Origin of the sequence: Streptomyces luteolus (assembly GCF_029968015.1) — a bacterium.
GTDB lineage: Bacteria > Actinomycetota > Actinomycetes > Streptomycetales > Streptomycetaceae > Streptomyces > Streptomyces luteolus.
On the sequence record NZ_JASCIS010000002.1, the window covers coordinates 178,317 to 196,545 of the forward strand.

The 18,229-nt window shown below is 70.5% G+C and carries 18 protein-coding genes; 8 read left to right on the forward strand and 10 right to left on the reverse strand.

Translation table 11 applies throughout. The annotated features are described in order from the left end of the window. The first annotated feature begins 186 nt into the window (after positions 1–186). Entirely contained in the window at positions 187–390 is a 204-nt protein-coding gene (locus tag QIT00_RS02530) for a hypothetical protein (RefSeq protein ID WP_282533364.1), read from the forward strand. A 265-nt stretch (positions 391–655) separates the two neighbouring features. After that, complete coding sequence (locus tag QIT00_RS02535) at positions 656–2,482, forward strand: SGNH/GDSL hydrolase family protein (protein ID WP_408909705.1); 1,827 nt, start codon at positions 656–658, stop codon at positions 2,480–2,482. A gap of 215 nt (positions 2,483–2,697) precedes the next feature. On the opposite strand, the gene QIT00_RS02540 is transcribed toward QIT00_RS02535, so the two are convergent. The 4 genes from QIT00_RS02540 to QIT00_RS02555 form a co-directional block, all read right to left on the reverse strand. Beyond that, entirely contained in the window at positions 2,698–3,477 is a 780-nt protein-coding gene (locus QIT00_RS02540) for an exodeoxyribonuclease III (RefSeq protein ID WP_282533366.1), read from the reverse strand. A 56-nt stretch (positions 3,478–3,533) separates the two neighbouring features. After that, a complete protein-coding gene (locus tag QIT00_RS02545) occupies positions 3,534–4,184 on the reverse strand; it encodes an MBL fold metallo-hydrolase (protein ID WP_282533496.1) in 651 nt (216 codons plus the stop codon). 29 nt (positions 4,185–4,213) lie between these two features. Continuing rightward, positions 4,214–5,494 carry a bifunctional 3-oxoadipate enol-lactonase/4-carboxymuconolactone decarboxylase PcaDC gene (gene pcaDC, locus QIT00_RS02550; protein ID WP_282533367.1) on the reverse strand — a complete coding sequence of 427 codons (1,281 nt, stop codon included), beginning with the start codon at positions 5,492–5,494 and terminating at the stop codon, positions 4,214–4,216. A 183-nt stretch (positions 5,495–5,677) separates the two neighbouring features. After that, positions 5,678–5,842 (reverse strand): transposase, encoded by a 165-nt coding sequence (locus tag QIT00_RS02555; RefSeq protein ID WP_282533368.1) that lies wholly within the window; start codon positions 5,840–5,842, stop codon positions 5,678–5,680. A gap of 1,317 nt (positions 5,843–7,159) precedes the next feature. Between QIT00_RS02555 and QIT00_RS02560 the strand changes: the two genes are divergently transcribed. Next, complete coding sequence (locus QIT00_RS02560) at positions 7,160–7,555, forward strand: TOBE domain-containing protein (RefSeq protein WP_282533369.1); 396 nt, start codon at positions 7,160–7,162, stop codon at positions 7,553–7,555. Positions 7,556–7,773: 218 nt separating this feature from the next. On the opposite strand, the gene QIT00_RS02565 is transcribed toward QIT00_RS02560, so the two are convergent. Continuing rightward, a complete protein-coding gene (locus QIT00_RS02565) occupies positions 7,774–8,256 on the reverse strand; it encodes a molybdopterin-dependent oxidoreductase (protein ID WP_282533370.1) in 483 nt (160 codons plus the stop codon). 137 nt (positions 8,257–8,393) lie between these two features. Between QIT00_RS02565 and QIT00_RS02570 the strand changes: the two genes are divergently transcribed. The 5 genes from QIT00_RS02570 to QIT00_RS02590 all read left to right on the forward strand — a co-directional run bounded on the left by QIT00_RS02570 (position 8,394) and on the right by QIT00_RS02590 (position 12,141). Continuing rightward, complete coding sequence (locus tag QIT00_RS02570; RefSeq protein WP_282533371.1) at positions 8,394–8,615, forward strand: excisionase family DNA-binding protein; 222 nt, start codon at positions 8,394–8,396, stop codon at positions 8,613–8,615. 177 nt (positions 8,616–8,792) lie between these two features. After that, positions 8,793–9,605 carry a molybdate ABC transporter substrate-binding protein gene (gene modA, locus QIT00_RS02575; RefSeq protein ID WP_282533372.1) on the forward strand — a complete coding sequence of 271 codons (813 nt, stop codon included), beginning with the start codon at positions 8,793–8,795 and terminating at the stop codon, positions 9,603–9,605. Continuing rightward, positions 9,602–10,462: an ABC transporter permease gene (locus tag QIT00_RS02580; protein WP_282533373.1), complete on the forward strand. Its 861-nt coding sequence runs from the start codon at positions 9,602–9,604 to the stop codon at positions 10,460–10,462. The genes modA and QIT00_RS02580 overlap by 4 nt, the downstream gene beginning before the upstream one ends. Then, positions 10,459–11,541 carry an ABC transporter ATP-binding protein gene (locus QIT00_RS02585; protein ID WP_282533374.1) on the forward strand — a complete coding sequence of 361 codons (1,083 nt, stop codon included), beginning with the start codon at positions 10,459–10,461 and terminating at the stop codon, positions 11,539–11,541. Before QIT00_RS02580 ends, QIT00_RS02585 begins: the two co-directional genes overlap by 4 nt. Before the next feature lie 180 nt (positions 11,542–11,721). Further along, the gene (locus QIT00_RS02590; RefSeq protein WP_282533375.1) at positions 11,722–12,141 is read left to right on the forward strand and encodes a TOBE domain-containing protein; all 420 of its coding nucleotides are present in this window, start codon (positions 11,722–11,724) and stop codon (positions 12,139–12,141) included. Between the two features lie 164 nt (positions 12,142–12,305). Here QIT00_RS02590 and QIT00_RS02595 read toward each other — a convergent pair whose 3' ends face one another. The 5 genes from QIT00_RS02595 to QIT00_RS02615 form a co-directional block, all read right to left on the reverse strand. Beyond that, complete coding sequence (locus QIT00_RS02595; RefSeq protein WP_282533376.1) at positions 12,306–13,583, reverse strand: FAD-dependent monooxygenase; 1,278 nt, start codon at positions 13,581–13,583, stop codon at positions 12,306–12,308. Continuing rightward, positions 13,580–14,977: an MFS transporter gene (locus QIT00_RS02600; protein ID WP_282533377.1), complete on the reverse strand. Its 1,398-nt coding sequence runs from the start codon at positions 14,975–14,977 to the stop codon at positions 13,580–13,582. Before QIT00_RS02600 ends, QIT00_RS02595 begins: the two co-directional genes overlap by 4 nt. 462 nt (positions 14,978–15,439) lie before the next feature. Further along, positions 15,440–15,706, reverse strand: a complete 267-nt coding sequence (locus QIT00_RS02605) for a hypothetical protein (protein ID WP_282533378.1) — start codon at positions 15,704–15,706, stop codon at positions 15,440–15,442. A gap of 403 nt (positions 15,707–16,109) precedes the next feature. After that, a complete protein-coding gene (locus QIT00_RS02610; RefSeq protein ID WP_282533379.1) occupies positions 16,110–16,553 on the reverse strand; it encodes a nuclear transport factor 2 family protein in 444 nt (147 codons plus the stop codon). A 211-nt stretch (positions 16,554–16,764) separates the two neighbouring features. Then, entirely contained in the window at positions 16,765–18,216 is a 1,452-nt protein-coding gene (locus QIT00_RS02615) for an FG-GAP-like repeat-containing protein (RefSeq protein ID WP_282533380.1), read from the reverse strand. Positions 18,217–18,229: the final 13 nt, after the last annotated feature.

The window sequence follows — 18,229 nt, forward strand, 5'->3', positions numbered from 1 at the left end:
GCCCAAAATGGCTGTCACTTTGTCGTAGTTGCACTAGATCACCTTCCGGACGCCGCCCCGAACCCCGACACGACGGCTCCCCTCGTTCCATTGTGGGGCAGGCGGCGCGTGGGCGACCCGTGCGTGAGCAGCCTTCCGTGACCGAGCGGTAGCGGATTGTCAGACCGCGCCCCTAAGCTTCACTCCATGTCCCTCAATGACGAGAGCCATGGCTCCCTCGATGACGCGCGCCCCGGCACCACGCCCTCCGCCGCGGAGATCAACGCGCAGATACGCGAGCTGTGGAGCCGCGCGGACGGCCGGCTCTCCGACGAACAGCGCCGGGAGTACGCACGCCTGGTCACCCTCTGGGCGATCGCCGTGCGTGACGAGGTCGTGGAGGCGGCCTGAGCGCACCTGTCCTGGCGACGCGGCCGGTGCGGGGCCGACACCTGTCCGGGCCCGGCGCGCATACGCTCGCCCCCTTGTCCGGGCCTGGCGTGCGTACGCTCGCGCCCTTGTCCGGGCCCGGCGCGCATGCGCTCACGCATCCGGTCGCGCTCCGGGCGCGCATCCGGTCTGACCACGAGGTTTGGGCGGCCCTGCTCATCTCCCTTGAATTCAGGGCGAGTTCAGACGCCGGTCATTGACGGGTCTTGCACCTCTCCTTAGCTTCATGGCGCATCTGTCGTCACTAGGCCCTCACCGCCCGGTGAGGAGGAGGAGACAGCCCGTGCGCCGACGTTTCTGGGGAACCACGGTCGTCCTTGGACTCCTTGCCGGAGTCGCACCAGTCGCCGACGCCACGGCGGCGGAACCAAGACACAAGCCGCTCCCTCTGGAGCGGCTCTTCGACAACCGGGCGGTGAGCAGCGACGAGCACCCCGAGGCCGCGGACTTCGACGGCTCGGGCGCCTCGCTCTCCGCCCAGGACCTGGCCGCCGCCGGCTGGACGCCGGGCCGCACCGTCGGCGTGGACTCGGCCCGCCTGCGGATACCCCGCACCGAGCCCGGCCGGCCCGACAACGTCAGGGCGGACGGCCAGTCCGTGGCGGTACGCGGCCGCGGTGACGCCCTCGCCTTCCTCGTCGCGGGCACCGGCGGCGACGCGAGCGGCACCGGCACCGTGCGCTACCGCGACGGCTCCCGCAGCAGGTACCGCCTCACCGCCCCCGACTGGCGCTCCGGCCCCCTCGCCACCAAGTCCGTGGCGCTGCCGCACATCAACTCCCCGCAGGGCCAGCGCACCGAGACCGCCCGCCTCTACGTCGTCACCGTCCCGCTCGACCGGGGCCGCGAGGTCAGCGCGGTCCGCCTGCCCGACGACCACGGCCCCGACCTGCATGTCTTCGCCCTCTCCGTACGCCCCGCGGCAACCGGTTGGAGCGGCACCTGGTCCGCGTCCACCGCGGGCTACACCGCCGTCGGCCCCTGGGTCGACCGCACCCTCCGGCTCGTCGTGCACTCCTCCGTGGGCGGACCGCGCGTGCGCATCCGGCTCGACAACACGTTCGCACGTACGCCGGTACGGATCGGCAGTGCGACGGTGGCCGTGCAGCGCTCCGGGGCCGAGCCTCGGCAGGTGCCCGTACCGCTGTCGTTCAGGGGGTCGAACGGCACCGAAATCCCGGCCGGGGCACAGGTGTTCAGCGATCCCGTCGACTTCGACGTGCCCGCCGACAGCAACCTCCTGGTGAGCTTCCATCTGCCCGGCGCGGTCTCGGCGGCGCCCGTGCACAGCCAGGCCATTCAGCGCTCGTACCTCAGCACCGCCGGTGACCACAGCGGCGACAGCGCGCCCGGCGCGTACACCTCGACCATCACCACCTGGCCGTTCCTCACCGGGGTCGACGTCGGCGGCGGGCCCGGTTCCGTCGTGATGCTCGGCGACTCGATCACCGATGGCGTGAAGTCCACCCAGGACGCCAACCTGCGCTGGCCCGATGTGCTCGCGCGGCGGCTGCTCGCTCAGGACGAGGTCCCGCACTATGGGGTGATCAACCATGGGATCTCAGCGAACCGTGTGGTCACCGACCGGTATCCGGGCGACGGGATCTCCACCGACACCGGCGGCGTCAGCGCCCTGAACCGGCTCGACCGGGACGTCCTCGCGCAGACCTCGGCCCGCACGATGGTCGTCTTCGAGGGCGTCAACGATGTGCGCTGGGGCGCGAGCGCCGGGGACGTCATCGCCGGCCTGGAGGAGATCGCGGAACGCGCGCGGGCGCGCGGACTGCGCGTGGTCGCCGCGACGATCGCGCCCTGCGAGGGCGAGAAGCTCTGCACGGCCCCTGGCGTCGACGCCCATCGCGAGGCCGTCAACACCTGGATCCGCTCCAGCGGTACGTACGACGCGGTCCTCGACTTCGACAAGGTCCTGCGCGACCCCGGGCACCCGGCGCGGATGCTGCCCGAGTACGACAGCGGTGACCATCTGCACCCAGGCGACGCGGGCCTCACCGCGCTCGCGGAGTCGATCGACCTGAGGACGCTCACCGGCTGAAGCGCGTGCCCGATCTGCGCGCGGGCTGAAGGCGCGCGCGGGCCGAAGGCGCCCACGGGCTGAGGGCGTTCGCGTGCTGAACGCGCTTCCGGGCTGAAGGCGTTCGCGGGGCTGAGGCTCTTCGGAGGCCGGACGCGGGAGGAGGGGCGGGCGGGAACCACGGTTCCGCCCGGCCCTCCCGCTCTGCTCGGCCCTCCCGCTCTGCTCGGCTGCCGCTACACGTCCAGGTCCACGACCACCGGCGCGTGGTCCGACGCGCCCTTGCCCTTGCGCTCCTCTCGGTCCACGTACGCGTCCGAGACGGCCTTCGCGAACGGGTCGTTGCCGTACACGAGGTCGATGCGCATGCCGCGGTTCTTCGGGAAGCCGAGCTGGCGGTAGTCCCAGTACGTGAACGGGACGTCGTACTTCAGCGGGCGCGGCACCACGTCGTTCAGGCCCGCCTCGCGCAGGGCGGTCAGGGCGGCGCGCTCGGCCGGGGTGACGTGCGTGGCGCCCTCGAAGAGGCTGATGTCCCAGACGTCGTCGTCGGTCGGCGCGACGTTGTAGTCCCCCATCACCGCGAAGGGGCGGGAGCCCGCGGCGTCCCCGGCGACGGCGGCCTTCAGCGCCTCGAACCACTGGAGCTTGTAGGCGTAGTGCGCGTGCTCGGGCTCGCGGCCGTTCGGTACGTAGACCGACCAGACGCGGACGCCGTCGCAGGTCGCGGAGATGGCTCGGGGCTCCTCCACCCCTTCGTACCCCGGATCGCCGGGCAGGCCTCTGACCACGTCCTCAAGGCCGACCCGGGAGACCACCGCCACGCCGTTCCACCGGCCGGTGGCGTTGACCGCCGCTTCGTAGCCCAGCTCGCGCAGCTCGTCCGCGGGGAACTGCTCGACGGCGCACTTGGTCTCCTGGATGCACAGCACGTCTGTGCCGCTGTTCTCCAGCCAGGCCAGAAGGCGGGGCAGACGGGCAGTGATCGAGTTGACGTTCCAAGTCGCGATGCGCATGTCTCACAACCTACCGGGCGGGTACGACAACGGGCCGAGGGCTCCGTACAGACTGCTCAGATCTCCGTGCCGTCGCCCGAAGCGAAGCGGGTGTGCTCGGCGCCGCCCAGGTTGCCGATGAGGGTGTCGTAGATCGGGCGGGCGAGGTCGGTGAGGAGCGCGTCGTGGATGTCGACGGCGCGCTGCGGCTTGACCTCGCGGACGTACTCGATGACCTCGGACACCTTGCTCCAGGGCGCCACCACCGGCACGAGCAGCGTCTCGACGGGCTGCTCGGGGACGGTCAGCGCGTCGCCGGGGTGGAAGACGGCCGTGCTGCCCGGGTCGACGAGGAAGCCGACGTTGGTGATCCGCGGCAGGTCCGGGTGGATCACCGCGTGCAGCTCGCCGTGGACCTGGACGTCGAACCCGGCGGCCGTGAAGGTGTCCCCGTGCCCGACGGTGTGCACGCGGCCCGGGAACGCGGCCGCGAGCTGGTCGGCGACCGCGCGCAGCGTCCAGATCTCGGCGGCCGGGTTCGCGTCGAGCGCGGCGCGCAGCCGCTCCTCGTTGAAGTGGTCCGGGTGCTCGTGGGTGATCAGGATCGCGTCGGCGCCGAGCGCCGCGTCCTGCTCGCTGAAGCCGCCCGGGTCGATGACGAGGGTGCGGTCGTCCTTCTCCAGGCGAACGCAGGCGTGCGACTTCTTCGTGAGCTTCGTGAGCTTCATGTGTGCCATGGCACCATCCTGCCGCCGGTTCAGCCCTCCGGCGTGGTCTCCTCGCGGATGACGGACTGCGCGACCTTGAACGCGGTGTTCGCCGCGGGCACGCCGCAGTACACGGCGGCCTGCAGGAAGACTTCCTTGATCTCGCTGGGCGTCAGGCCGTTGCGCAGCGCGGCCCTGACGTGGAAGACGAGCTCCTCGTGGTGGCCGCCCGCGATCAGCGCGGTCAGCGTGACGCAGCTGCGCATCCGCCGGTCGAGCCCGGGCCGCGCCCAGACCTCGCCCCAGGCGTACCGGGTGATCAGGTCCTGGAAGTCGCCGGAGAAAGCGTCGGCCGCGGCGAGCGCCGCGTCCACGTGCGCGTCGCCGAGCACCTCGCGCCGGACCTTCAGGCCGCTGTCGTACGGGTCGGTCCGCCCGGCCGGGGCTGACTCGTCCTGCTCGGCGGGCGCGATCTCGGCCACGGGCGAGGTCGGCATCGGCGGCGCGAGGACCGGCTTGGGCGGGGTCGCGGAGAGCGCCGAGTGCTGCTCGGTCCAGGCGGTGGAGAAGTGTCGTACGAGCAGGTCGGTGACGGCGGCGGGCTGCTCGACCGGGGCCAGGTGCGAGGCACCGGGCACGACGGCGAGCCGGGCGTCCGGTATTCCGGCGACGAGAGTCCTGGCCTCGGCGGGACCGGTGACCTGGTCCTCGGAGCCGACGAGCACGAGCGTGGGCACACCGATACGGCCGAGCTCGGGCCGGATGTCGAACGCGGCGAGCGCCTCGCAGGCGGCGATGTAGCAGCCGGGGTCGGTGGTGCGGACCATCTGCACGGCCCACTCGGTGATCGCGGGCTGGTTGGCGGCGAAGCCGGGCGTGAACCAGCGCTCCGGGGAGGTCCGTGCGACCGGGTCGAGTCCGTTCGTACGCACTATCACGCCGCGCTGCCGGAACTCGTCCGCGGTGCCGAACCGGGGCGAGGCCGCGATCAGCGCGAGCGAGGCGACGCGCTGCGGGTGCCGCAGCGCGAGGTCGGCACCGATGGCACCGCCGAGGGCGCAGCCCGCGTACCCGAAGCGCTGCACGCCGAGTTCGTCGAGCGTGGCGAGCACCCGGTCGGCCAGCTCCTGGACGCTGTCGGCCGCGTGCGCGGGCGCACCGCCGTGCCCGGGCAGGTCGAACCGGAACACGCGCCAGCTCTGCGCCAACTCCGGAACCTGCCGGTCCCACATATGCCAGGTGGTACCCAGCGACGGACCCAGGATCAGGACGGGGGCGTCTTCTGGCCCGTCAAAGCGGTATTGCAGGCTGTTCTTCGGCGTCTTGCTCACCCGTCCGACCCTCTCATCTGTCACGGACGCCCCTACAACAAGGGGTCGCTGGATACCGTTTTGACCAGGTTGAATACCTCACGGGCGGCATACCGATTGAGGCACCTGATGATCTCACGACGCGTCTTGCCCTCCCGGGTGCGGCGTTCGTAGCACGCCTGTGTGCGCGGATCGTGCCGCAGCCTAGTGAACACGATGCGGTGCAGGGCGAGCCGCGCTCCCTTTCCGGTCGCCGCCCTGGTTCAGCCGGCGCGAGTTCCGGCGGCCCGAGGAGTACTCGATGAGGCTGACGCCACACAGGGCGGCGAACGACGCGTCGGTGTGTACGCGTTCGGGATTGCCGCCCATGGTGATCAGTCGCCCATGGTGATCAGGAGCGTCACGGCGCTGTCCGGGCCGATGCCCACCGGCGCGAGCAGCTGCGGTGCGTGATCTTCGAGGAGCCGGGTCAGGCGCTGGTTGAGGTCATCGATCTGCCCGGTCAGGTGCGGCGATGAGGCTGATCGCTACGCCCGCGGATGCCGCCCAGCCATCGCTGGACGACAACAGACGACTCACGCTCCATGCGCCTCCCCGGCCTGGTCGTCAACGGCGCCGCCCACTATCACGGGATGAGGCGGCTCCTCGAGGACGGCTGAACGAGATTCCGCGTGGTCTTGCTGTCGTCGCGCCGTCGACGACAAGAGTTGCGCTCACCGTTAGGTGAGGGCGCCATCTGGAGCCAACCGATCGGGCTTGGACTGGATGAACAGCCAGTGCACCCGCGGTCCGCTACAGCCGCCAGGCAGAGTGAACTCGGGGGCTTCCGTGTGCTGGAGGCGTGCGGACTCGGTGGCGACGTTCGACGGACCGGATGGTCGACAGTGCAGTCCTGGAACGCACACAACGCATACTCGACCAGGCCGCAGAGGCTTCGCCCGTGAGCTGAAGCAGACGTTCTTCCTCGGTGATCAGGGAGGGGAGGGCGGCGAGCAGTGCCGTGAGGGAGCCAGAGGGGCGTGCGTCGGCGGCAACCAGGTCAGTGTCCTGGTCGGTCTCCAGGTGCAGGTGGATCTGGTCCGGGCCGCGGTGGAGGAATCCGCGCAGGCGCAGGACGGGTTGCTCTTCGGACCAAGGGCAGGTGAGGGTCCGCAGGATGGTGAAAGCGTTGCCGTCCGCGCTCGGGGCGATGGGGTGGAGCTGCCGGTTCGTAGAGGGGATCTGCCAGGCTGTCAGCTGATCCGGATCGTGAGTGCCGGACGGTCCGGTGACGATGCGGATGGCCTCGGCGGGCGGCGGAGCAGGCAAGACGCCCTTGATGTAGCTCTCGCCCGGGAGCGGCCGGTGGAGGGGGACGGAGCAGCAGGCGGGTGATGTCCGCCTGCTGCTCCGCGATGTCTTCGGCGTCATTGCTCCCCGAGCATGGGGAAGCCACACGGACCACGATCGAGTTGCTCCGCACCACCAGGGGCAGCGGCAATCCCCAGACGGTTCGGTACGTCGATCTCGCTTACTTGCTCGGCGTCAGGAACACCTTCGGCGAAGACAAGCTCATGGCGCTCGCCCTGTCGGTGGCGACCTGGGCGGTCACCGCCATCGCCGCGACCGCGCCGTGCGGTCGCTCATCGGTGCCGGAACCAGGGGTCTGTCGGGTGAACGGGCGAGTGGCTGCCTATCGTGATCCCCATGCAGTCCTACACGATCGGCCAGGCCGCACGGCTCCTTGGCGTAAGTCCGGACACCGCACGTCGATGGGCAGACGCGGGGCGGGTGGCGACCCATCGGTACGAGGGCGGAAAACGCCTCATCGACGGCAAGGACCTGGCCGCCTTCTCCGTTGAACTCGCCAAGGGGGCGAGCGGCGAGCTGGATGCCTCCTACACCTCGGTCCGCAATGCCTTTCCCGGCATTGTCACCGCGATCAAGATGGGTGACGTGGCGGCCCAGGTGGAGATCCAGGCCGGGCCGCACCGGCTGGTGTCCCTGCTGACACGGGAGGCGGTCGAGGAGTTGGGGCTTGAGGTCGGCATGGAGGCCACCGCCCGCGTGAAGTCGACGAACGTCCACATCGACCGGACCTGAACGGCGTCCGCTTCACCCAGCCCCGCACCCGTGAGCAGCCCATCCGGCGGGACTACGGGGTCAGAGGGTCAGCAGCTCCTCGTGGAAAGCGCCGAACTCCCGTCCCCGGTCGGCCTGTCGGCCTGTCGGCACCACACATCTCCCACCCAGGTATGTGCGCTTCCCCGTCGCGAGCCTGACCCCTTCGCCGGTGGCAGCCGCGGAGTCTCCACGCGACATCACGCCCACGCGGTGTAACCGCCGTCCACCCGGATCGTGTTGATGCCGCTGATATGCCGACCCCCGCAACGGTCCTGCGGCAGGACGAGCTGGGGCCCGGCGCTGTCGAGCGGAACGCCGTCGATCGTGACGGCCAGCAGGACGGGGGCGCGGCCGAAGTCAGGGTCGATCTCCGCCCAGGAGAGCAGGGCGTGATGGCCGTCCAGGCCGGACACCGCGATCAGGAAGCGCAGACGGTCCTTGCGGCGGGCCGGATCGTAGACGGGCCCTGCCGCCGCCAAGACGTCGTACAGGAGCGGACCGGTGAAGCTGTGCTGCTGCATGCCGTTTATGGCGCACTCGAAGCGGACGTCCGCTTCGCGCTGCGGCCAGGCCAGCAGGTCGGGCACCGCCAGACGGGCCGGGCGGTCCAGATCTCCGGTCAGGACGAGCTCCGCCGCCGGTCCGGCGGCCGTAGGGGCAACTGCTCGGGGCTGACTCACGGGCTACACCTCCCGACGGACCGTACCCCCGCTCGCGTCTGGTGCAAACGCACATACCAACATGGCAGATCAGAATTCCGGCTCATGCAAAGAGACTAGAGACTTTTCCCTTGCATCTGCGGCAGTATCATCGGCGTATGCACACGTACCGGATCGGAGCCGCAGCCGCCTTACTCGGTGTCAGCCGCGACACCGTGCGGCGTCTGGTGGACGGCGGCAGACTCCTCGCTGAACGCGACGAGTCAGGCCGCCGGATCATCCCTGTCAGCCGGGAATCGGCTGAAGAGCTGCAGCTGGAGCCCGGTGTTCCGGCGGTGGCTGTGATCAAGTCGACCAACGTGGTCGTCGAAAGACCGTAGTCGGTCCGTCAGGACCAAGGTGTCCGCGTCCGTCAGGACCAAGGTGTCCGCGTCCGTCAGGACCAAGGTGTCCGTGTCCGTCAGGACCAAGGTGTCCGTGTCCGTCAGGACCAAGGTGTCCGTGTCCGTCAGGACCAAGGTGATCGTGTCCGTCAGGACCAGAGGGAGTAGCCCGTGATGACCCGTACCGCGCGCCGGAGCCGCCGGACCTTGCAGGTGACCGGTGCCGGCGCCGCCGCGCTGCTTGCCTTGAGCGCCTGCTCGTCCGGCGACGCGTCGTCGAATAAGTCGGACCCCTCCGCGTCGGACAAGATCTCCGGAGAGGTGACCGTCTTCGCGGCGGCCTCCCTGAAGGAGAGCTTCACGACGCTGGGCAAGCAGTTCGAGAAGGAGCACCCGGGCACGAAGGTGACCTTCAGCTTCGGCGGCAGCGACTCCCTCGCGGCGAGCATCACCGGCGGCGCGCCCGCCGATGTGTTCGCCTCGGCCAGTCCCAAGACCATGAAGATCGTCACGGACGCCGGAGACGCCTCCGGTACGCCCGCCACCTTCGTGCGCAACGAGCTGGAGATCGCCACCCTGCCCGGCAACCCGGACAAGATCGGCTCTCTCAAGGATCTGACGGGCTCCGGCCTGAAGGTCGTCCTGTGCGACAAGGAGGTGCCGTGCGGCGCCGCCGCCCAGAAGGCCCTCGCCGCGAGCAAGCTCAAGCTCACGCCGGTGTCGTACGAGCAGGACGTCAAGGCCGCGCTGACGAAGGTGGAGTTGAAGGAGGCCGACGCAGCCGTGGTCTACAAGACCGATGTGCACGCGGCGGGCGACAAGGTGGAGGGTGTGGAGTTCCCCGAGTCCGCCGACGCCATCAACGACTACCCGATGGCCCTGCTCAAGGACGCGCAGAACACCGAGGCCGCCAAGGCGTTCATGGCGCTGGTGCAGTCGGCCGAGGGCCAGAAGGTCCTGACCGAGGCCGGGTTCCGCAAGCCGTGATCCCGAACGACAAGGCGGACGCCGCGACCGAAACCCTCAGGGGTGGGACGCGGCGTCGGCGCGTCCGGTCCGGCGGTGGCCGAGGCGTGCCGCTGCCTCTCCTGCTCCCCGCACTGCTCGGCCTGGCCTTCCTGATCGTGCCGCTGATCGCCCTGCTCGTACGCACCCCGTGGCACAACCTGCCCGAGCAGTTGACCAGCGCCGAAGTGTGGCAGGCCCTCAAGCTGTCGCTGTTCTGCGCGACTCTGGCCACGGCCGTGAGTATGGTCATCGGCGTGCCGCTGGCCTGGCTGCTTGCCCGGGTCGAGTTCCCCGGCCGCGGGCTCATACGGGCCCTGGTCACCCTGCCCCTCGTCCTGCCGCCCGTCGTCGGCGGTGTGGCACTCCTGATGGCGTTCGGCCGCAACGGCATCATCGGCCAGTGGCTGGATTCCTGGTTCGGGATCACGCTTCCGTTCACCACCACCGGAGTTGTGATCGCGGAGGCGTTCGTGGCCATGCCGTTCCTCGTCATCAGCGTGGAGGGCACCCTGCGCGCCGCCGACCCCCGCTACGAGGAGGCAGCCATGACCCTGGGCGCCTCCAAGTTCACCGCGTTCCGCCGGGTCACGCTGCCGCTGATCGCACCGGGCATCGCGGCGGGCGCGGTACTGGCCTGGGCGCGGGCGCTCGGCGAGTTCGGCGCGACGATCACGTTCGCCGGCAACTTCCCCGGCCGTACGCAGACCATGCCGCTGGCCGTGTACCTGGCCCTGCAGAGCGACCCGGAGGCGGCCATCGCCCTGAGTCTCGTCCTGCTCGCGGTGTCCATCGCAGTGCTGGCCGGGCTGCGCGACCGTTGGATGACAGCAGGATGACCGAGACGTACGACCTCCGAACCGGCACCGAATCCGAAGCCGACGGGCTCGACGCCCACCTCGTCGTGGACCGCGGCGCCTTCCGCCTCGATGTGGCGCTGACCGTCGCGCCCGGCGAGGTGGTCGCCCTGCTCGGCCCGAACGGCGCCGGCAAGACCACCGCCCTGCGCGCACTTGCCGGGCTCGTCCCACTGGCCGACGGCCATCTGCGGCTCGACGGCGCGGAGTTGGACCGTACGCCGCCGGAGTCCCGTCCGGTCGGCGTCGTCTTCCAGGACTACCTGCTCTTCCCCCACCTCTCCGCCCTCGACAACGTCGCCTTCGGCCCCCGCTGCCACGGCGCCACCAAGGCGGAAGCCCGTACGCAGGCCGCCGCCTGGCTCGACCGCATGGGCCTCAGCGCCCACGGCAGCGCCAAGCCCCGCAAGCTGTCCGGCGGCCAGGCCCAACGCGTCGCCCTCGCCCGCGCGCTGGCCACCAACCCACGACTCCTTCTCCTCGACGAGCCTCTCGCAGCCCTGGACGCCCGCACCCGCCTGGAGATCCGCGCCCAACTCCGGCGCCACCTGGCCGACTTCGAGGCTGTCGCCGTGCTCGTCACGCACGACCCGCTCGACGCGATGGTCCTGGCCGACCGCCTGGTCGTGGTCGAGCACGGCCAAGTCGTCCAGGAAGGCACCCCGGCCCACACCGCCCGCCACCCGCGCACCGACTACATCGCCCAACTGGTGGGCCTGAACCTCTACCGGGGCGACGCCGACGGCCACACCGTCCGCCTCGACGAGGGTCCGGCCATCACCACCACGGAGGACCTGACCGGCCCGGTCTTCGTGGCCTTCCCCCCGAGTTCCGTCACCCTGTTCCGCCAACGGCCCACCGGCGCGAGTGCGCGCAACCTCTGGCGCTGCGAAGTGGCGGGCCTGGAGACCCACGGCGATCAGATCCGCGCCGACCTCACCGGCGAACTCCCCCTCGCCGCCGACCTCACCACTGCGGCCGCCGCCGAACTCGGCCTGCACCCGGGCGCCGAGGTCTGGGCCACGGTCAAGGCAATACAGACCCACGCCTACGCCGCTTGAGATCACTCCTGCCACAGACCTGAGCCCGGTCTGCGAGTGGACACCCACAACACCCACCACACCCACAACACTCCTCGCGGACGCGATGGGCACAACGCCGGTACCGGCCACCTCCGGCTACGGTGAGCCGGAGTAGGACAGAAAGCGACAAACCATCCCTTTTCCCGTGAGGCGTTCTGCATGAGCCTGTCCATCCGCAACCAGATCCCCGGCACCGTCACCGCCGTCACGCCCGGTGAGGCGATGGCGACGGTCAAGGTCCGCCTCGACGGCGGCCAAGACCTCACCGCGGCCATCACCGTGGAGTCGGTCAAGGACCTCGGCCTCGCCGAGGGCTCCGCCGTCCGCGCACTCGTGAAGTCCACGGAGGTCGCCCTGGCCACCGGCCCGGTGGCGGGCCTGTCCATCCGCAACCAACTGCCCGGCACGGTCGTCGGCATCACCACCGGCGACGCCATGGCCTCCGTCAGGATCACGGTCGAGGGCGGCGAGCTGACCGCCGCGATCACCAAGGACGCGGTCACCGACCTCGGCCTGGAGACCGGATCCACCGTCGTGGCACTGATGAAGTCGACCGAGGTCTCGCTCGCGACCGCGTGAGACGCCCGGTCGAGGGGGCACCGGGCGCCGGCCGACCGCCACCCTGGCGGACAGCGGGCAGGCGCTTCCCGCCCATTGATGCTTCTTCTGGATGATCGCCCTCGGGCGGCGCGCGCCCGGCGCCCGGGTCGGCGGGTCGGCCGGGTCGGCCGGGTCGGCCGGACTCACGGCACGGGGGTGAACTCGGGCAGGGTGAGGGCCGAATGGGCCGGTCGTCCCGATCCGGACGGTACGGCGCTGAGGTTGCGCAGCCTGTCGTTGCGCTGCTCGAGGGCGCGGGCGGTGGTCGGGAAGAGCGCGGCACCACCCTCGCCGACCAGGTCCTGGTTCACGGTCACGAACTCCCGGGTCCGGTGCTCATAGGCGGCGAAGCCCGCGATGTGGTCCCGGTCGGCGAGGGAAGCGGCGAGCATGTACGCGCCGACCAGCGCGAGGCTGGTGCCCTGTCCGGTGAGGAACGAGGGCGCGTACGCGGCGTCGCCGACCAGCGCGACCCGGCCGCTCGACCAGCGGGGCATCCGGATCTGGCTGACCGCGTCGAAGAACACGTCCTCCGCCTCGCGCAGGGCGGCCAGCAGGCCGGGGACCTCCCATCCAGCGTCGGCGAACTCCCCAGCCATCAGGGCTCGTTGGGCTCGCGGGTCCCCGAACGCGTCGGAGGGTGGTTCCGGGTGGGCGTAGTTCAAGAAGGCATGGACGTCGTCCTGGTCGCCCACGGCGTAGAGTGCTGCGGCCTTGCCGGGGGCGTTCCACATCACGGTCTCGAGGGAGAGCCCGAAGGTATTGGGCAGGGTGAACACGGCGAAGCGGTAACCGAGATACCGGTGGAACCGGTCTTCCGGCCCGAACAGCAACTCGCGGGTACGGGAATGCGATCCGTCCGCGCCGACCACCACGTCGTACGTGCGCCTGTCGCCTCCGCGGAAGGTGACGTCGACTCCGTGGCCGCGCTGGTCGAGCGTGTCGACGGAATCGCCGAACAGGAACTCCACGTCGTCACGGACCGCCGCGTACAGGGCGTCGCTCAGGTCGCCGCGCCGCACCTCCAGGTCCCGTCCCTCGACACCGCCGGTGACGCTGTGCGGGTGGACCGACGCCACCTCGCGGCCGTCCCCTTCGAGAAAGGTCAGCCGACGCAGGTCGATGTGCGCCTCCCGCAGCCGCGGCAGGATCCCCATCCTGCGGACCACCTCGAGCGCGGTGCCGCGTACGTCGATGGGGTACCCGCCGGCGCGCAGGGCTGGTGCCTTCTCGACCACTGTGACCGCGAATCCGTAGCGGTTCAGCCAGAACGCGAGGGCGGACCCCGCGACACCGGCCCCGGAGATCAGGACCGTGCGCCGCGGCGCGGTACGGAACGCCGCCTGACGGCCCGCCTGACCGCCGGTCTGACGGCCCGTCCGGTGTACCGACTGGCTTTCCGTCTGTTCGGTGCGGGTCATTCTCTGACTCCTTTGCTCATGGTGCGGGTGACAAGAAGAGCCAGCGCCGTGACCGCGCCGGCGATGAGGAAGCCGGTGGCGAAGGCCGATTCGGCCGGGGTGTTCGATCCGGGAGGGGTCCCGGCGGTGAGGATCGCCCCGCCGAACTGCGTGCCGACGGCGAAGCCGACGACGCGTGTCACCAGGACGAGGCCGGTGGCGATGCCGGTGTCGCCCTGGTCGACGGAGGTGGCGGTACGAGTCACCATCGCCGTGACGCACAGGCCGTTGGCGAGTGCGATCAGCGCCTTGCCGACGACGAGGTGCCAGACCTCGGAGTGCACGGCCGCCAGGGAGACAAGCGAGACGGCCATCATGACGACCCCGGAGGTGACCACCGCACGCGAACCGAGACGCCGTGCCCCGATACCGCCGAGCGGCCCGGCGAGCGAGGCGGCGACAGCACCCGGCAGCAGGATGAACCCGATCTCGGTGGCGCTCGCCCCGAAGCCGTACGCCTCGCCGGAGACGTCGAGCAACTGCGGGACGAGGTGGATGGCGACCGACGTACCGACGCAGATCACGAACGTCAGCACGCTCGACTTCCACACCGCCGGCCGGGCCAGCAGGGCCAGGTCGATCATCGGCGAGGCCGCACGGCGCTCGACGGCCACCCAGCCGACCACGAAAGCGGCGAACAGTGCGACGAGGGCGCCGAGGACGAGAGGCTGCGAGGCGAGGTCGGGCGCGAGCAAGAACACGAGCATGAGCGTGGTCAGCGTCCCGCTCAGCAGGAGCAGACCGGGCCAGTCGATCCCGGACTCGTCCGACCGGCCCGGCGGGTCGTCCGGCATCAGCCGGTGCACCAGGACGGTGGCCCCGATGACCACGATCGTCGGCAGGGCGAACATCCAGTGCCGGGACAGCCCTTCGGCCACCGGCCCGGCCGTCACTGTGCCCGCCATCCCGCCGCCCACGAACAAGCCGCTGACGACGCCGATGCCCACCTTGGACTCTCCCGCGGGCAGATGTTTGCGCACGATGATGAACGACAGGGGCAACGCGCCCACCATCGCGCCCTGGAGTAACTGGCCGAGCAGCAGCACCGGCAGGCTCGGCGCCAGGGCCGAGGTCAGACCGCCCACGGAGACGACCGCCATCAGCCGGACCAGGACCCGTTTCCCGCCGTATCGATCGCCGAACTTCCCGGCGACCGGCGTGATGAGGGCGCCGGTGATGAGCAACACGATGCTGAGCAGCGCGCCTTCGGCGGGACTCATGTCCAACTCGCGCTGCAGGAGTGGCAGCGTCGGTGTCACCACCGACTCCAAGGCACCGGTGGCGACAGCCAACAGGCCGAGGGCACCGAGAGCGGCCTTCCCGATGGGAACCGCTGGAGCCAAGGTCGCGCTCATGAGTGTTCTACCCGCCTTTCACGACGTGGGTCCGCTGCGGTCAAGGGGCCGGGCGAGGAAGGCCCCCAGACCGCCGTCGCCGTCGCGAGGGCCCGTCCCGTCGACAGGCAGAGCGTGTGGGGAAGGCTGGGCGCCAGGCGTCATACCCGCGAGCCAAATGGGAGGTGCTACCGCGGTAGGGGGTGGCCCACGGGCGGGCATTCCCTCTACGCCAGGGCTACGACCCGAGGCTCCTTGGTCGCTGCGCAGATGCGATCGCGAGGAGAAGGTGACGCGCGGGCGGGCCGGCGATCTCCGTGAAGGTGCCCGCGTGGGGCTCAGAAGTTCCGTTGAACCAGGTGGCAGCCGTCGCCGTCGAGGACGATCACACTCTCAAAACCGTCGCTCCTGGCCTCTGATCTCTCTGCCGGGTCGGCCACCCGGGTCCCGACGTACAGCGCGATGGCCTGGCGGAACTAGAGCTCACGCCTTACGGTGCCCTTCCACGTCCCCGTCGGTTACGTCCTTGTCGCCGTGCAGTGTCCAGCCGGGAAGCGTCTCGCCGTCACCGAGCAGGGCCTGCGTGATGACTGCCTGGGCGAGCGCCTCCGTGATCGGCTTCGCAGCAGGAGCAGCGACCGGCTTGTCGCCGTCCCCCTTGCTTGAGCCGGAGCAGGCGGTGAGCGCGGCGATCCCGGCAAGGGCGCGGTGACTACGGTGAGGCGTACACGTGACATGAGCACAGCCCAACCACTGATCACTGCCTGGAAGCAGGACCGGTTGGCGTCTTCGGCAAGCGGGGGCCCCGGGTCCAGCGACCCGAGGGAGGTCCTCCCCCGTGCCCGCCGAGCGGCCCGGCGAGGGCCCGCCGACGTCTCCGACCGCTGCGACCGCGCACTCACCCGCCCCGACAGCGCCCTGCCCGGCCCAGCTTCGGCGACGACCGCGACCCCAAAGGGCGCACCGCCCTACGGTCCCGGTTCCCGACGACGGCCGAACGCTGTCCCTCTGCCTGACGGCGTATCAAAAGTGCCCCACTTGGTGATCTTCGTCCGACTCCGGACTTGGTGATCAAGGTCAGGAGGGAAGGTGGATCCTCGTCGAGGCCTGGGTGGAGGACGGGGCAGGGATCCCCAGGCTTCGGTCAGTGCCGTCAGGAGTCAGAGCCCGGGCCCGGTACACCTGGAAGGCATGGCGCCTGAACGGGGGCGCTGGGGTCGTCGGTGACGCTCGTGGCGTGGGCCGCGATGACCCTCCACCCGGTCCGGTCGCGAATCCAGGTCCGGGTGTAGCGGACCCGGGCGACCAGCGGCTGCCCGCCGATGGAGCCCTCCAGCGCAGCGAGAAGCCAGGTGACGCCGGTGTGCTCAGTGGCCAGCACCTGGAGGTCCTCCTCCACGAGGCGGGTCAGCACCTGATGGCCGGATTCGTGAGCACGGAGGTCGTCCCACTTCGAGTAGAGGTTTCCGTCCGGTCCGGTGAACTGCCCCGCGTCGTCGATCAGTTCGGCCAGCGCCCCGACGTCGGAGGCGAGCTGGGCCGCTTGGAGACGCCGTTCGGCCGCGCGGAGGCTTTCGATGTGATCGTCATTCGCCATCGCTCCATGGTGACGGTCCAGCCTCCGGTGCCGCTCTACGTTCTGCCCTCGGCAGATTCCGGGCCGACGTTCTGTGAACAGCTGCCGCATGGCGTTTGCGCGTTGCCGTACCGGACCGCGACGAGGTTCAGCGCGACCCGCTCACCCCTCCCACACGCAGGGGCGGCCCCGGAACGGCGAATTCCAGGGGCCGCCCCTCTCCGCGCAGGTGTCAGGAGCCCGACATCGGGCGGCCGAACACGGGGTCGTCGCCGGAGCGGGCGATCCCCACGGTCGGGCCGGTGAAGCTCGTCGCGCCGGACGTGGTGGTGCCGGAGGAGGAGCCGCGCAGGAACCACACCGCGCCGTCGTCGCTGTTCTCGCCGGCCGCGCCGACGGAAAGGTCCGCGCGGTCGTCCTTGTTGTGGTCGGCGAGGTGGACGGCCCCGCCGAACAGGTCGGACGACTCGTTGGCGCCCGGCACGCCCGACGTGCCCTGATTCAACGACTGGGCGCCGGTCGCCGTCAGGCCCGAGGAACTGCCGCTCAGCACCCAGACGTTACCGGCGTGCGAGGCGGAGCCGATGGTCTCGAAGTTGGCGCTGACCGCGAGGTCCGGGTAGTCGTCACCGTTGACGTCGCCCGCGGCCAGGGCGTAGCCGAAGGAGTCGTGGTGCTCGTCCGCCCCCGGCACGCCTTCGGTGGCCTGGCTGAAGACCTTGCTGCGCGAGGTGTCGACGCCGGCCGCGCCGCCGTGGAACACGGTGACGTACCCGCCGTCGGCCCCCGAGTCCAGGACCGCGGGAGTGTCGGTGCCTACGACCAGGTCGTCGTGGCCGTCAAGGTCGAAGTCGGCCGTGGTCAGCGCGCTCGCCTTCCCCTCGCCGGCCTCGGTCTGGAACGTGGGCCCGGTCGAGGTGCCCCGGTAGACGAAGTTGCCCGCGAAAGAACCCACCACCACGTCGTCCGTTCCGTCGTCGTCGAAGTCGCCTGCGGCCAATTCGACGGCGCCCTTCGGGTACGACCCGGACTCGATCTGGGCGTCGAAGCGCAGCTTCCCGGCCGCGCCGCCCGACTTGGTGAAGCCGCCCTTGAAGATCCAGATGTCCTTGCCGGTGGAGCCGACCGCCAGGTCTGTCCGCCCGTCCCCGGTGAAGTCGCCGACCGCGAGGGACTGGCCGAACCGGTCGTGGCCCGAGCCGTTCGGGTCGCTGATGGTCGTGCCACCGGACAGGCCGGACGAGCCGCCCCACAGGATCGTGACCGCGCCGCGATCGACATCGCCCGGCACGTCCTCCAGCGGCGTGCCCACGGCGAGGTCGCCGTAGCCGTCGTTGTTGAGGTCGCCGTGCGCCAGCTCCGTGCCGAACCGGTCCTCGGTCTCCGACGCCCCCGGCACGCCGGAGGAACTCTGCGACGTGATCTTCTTTCGCGAGGAGCTGATCCCGCTCGACGAGCCGTAGTTGACGACCACGGCACCCGCCTTTTCCTTGCTGTTCGCGACGGCACCCGTGGCGCCGGTCGCCAGGTCGCGGTAGCCGTCGCCGTTGAAGTCGTCGGAGAGACCGGAGGGTGCGGCGCTCGCGTCACCGGGCAGTGCGACGAACAGGCCACCGCCCAGGACTGCGGCGACGACCCCGGCACCGAGGACGGCGAGACGACGGGAGCGTTTGTGGCGGGACATGACGTCCTTTCCA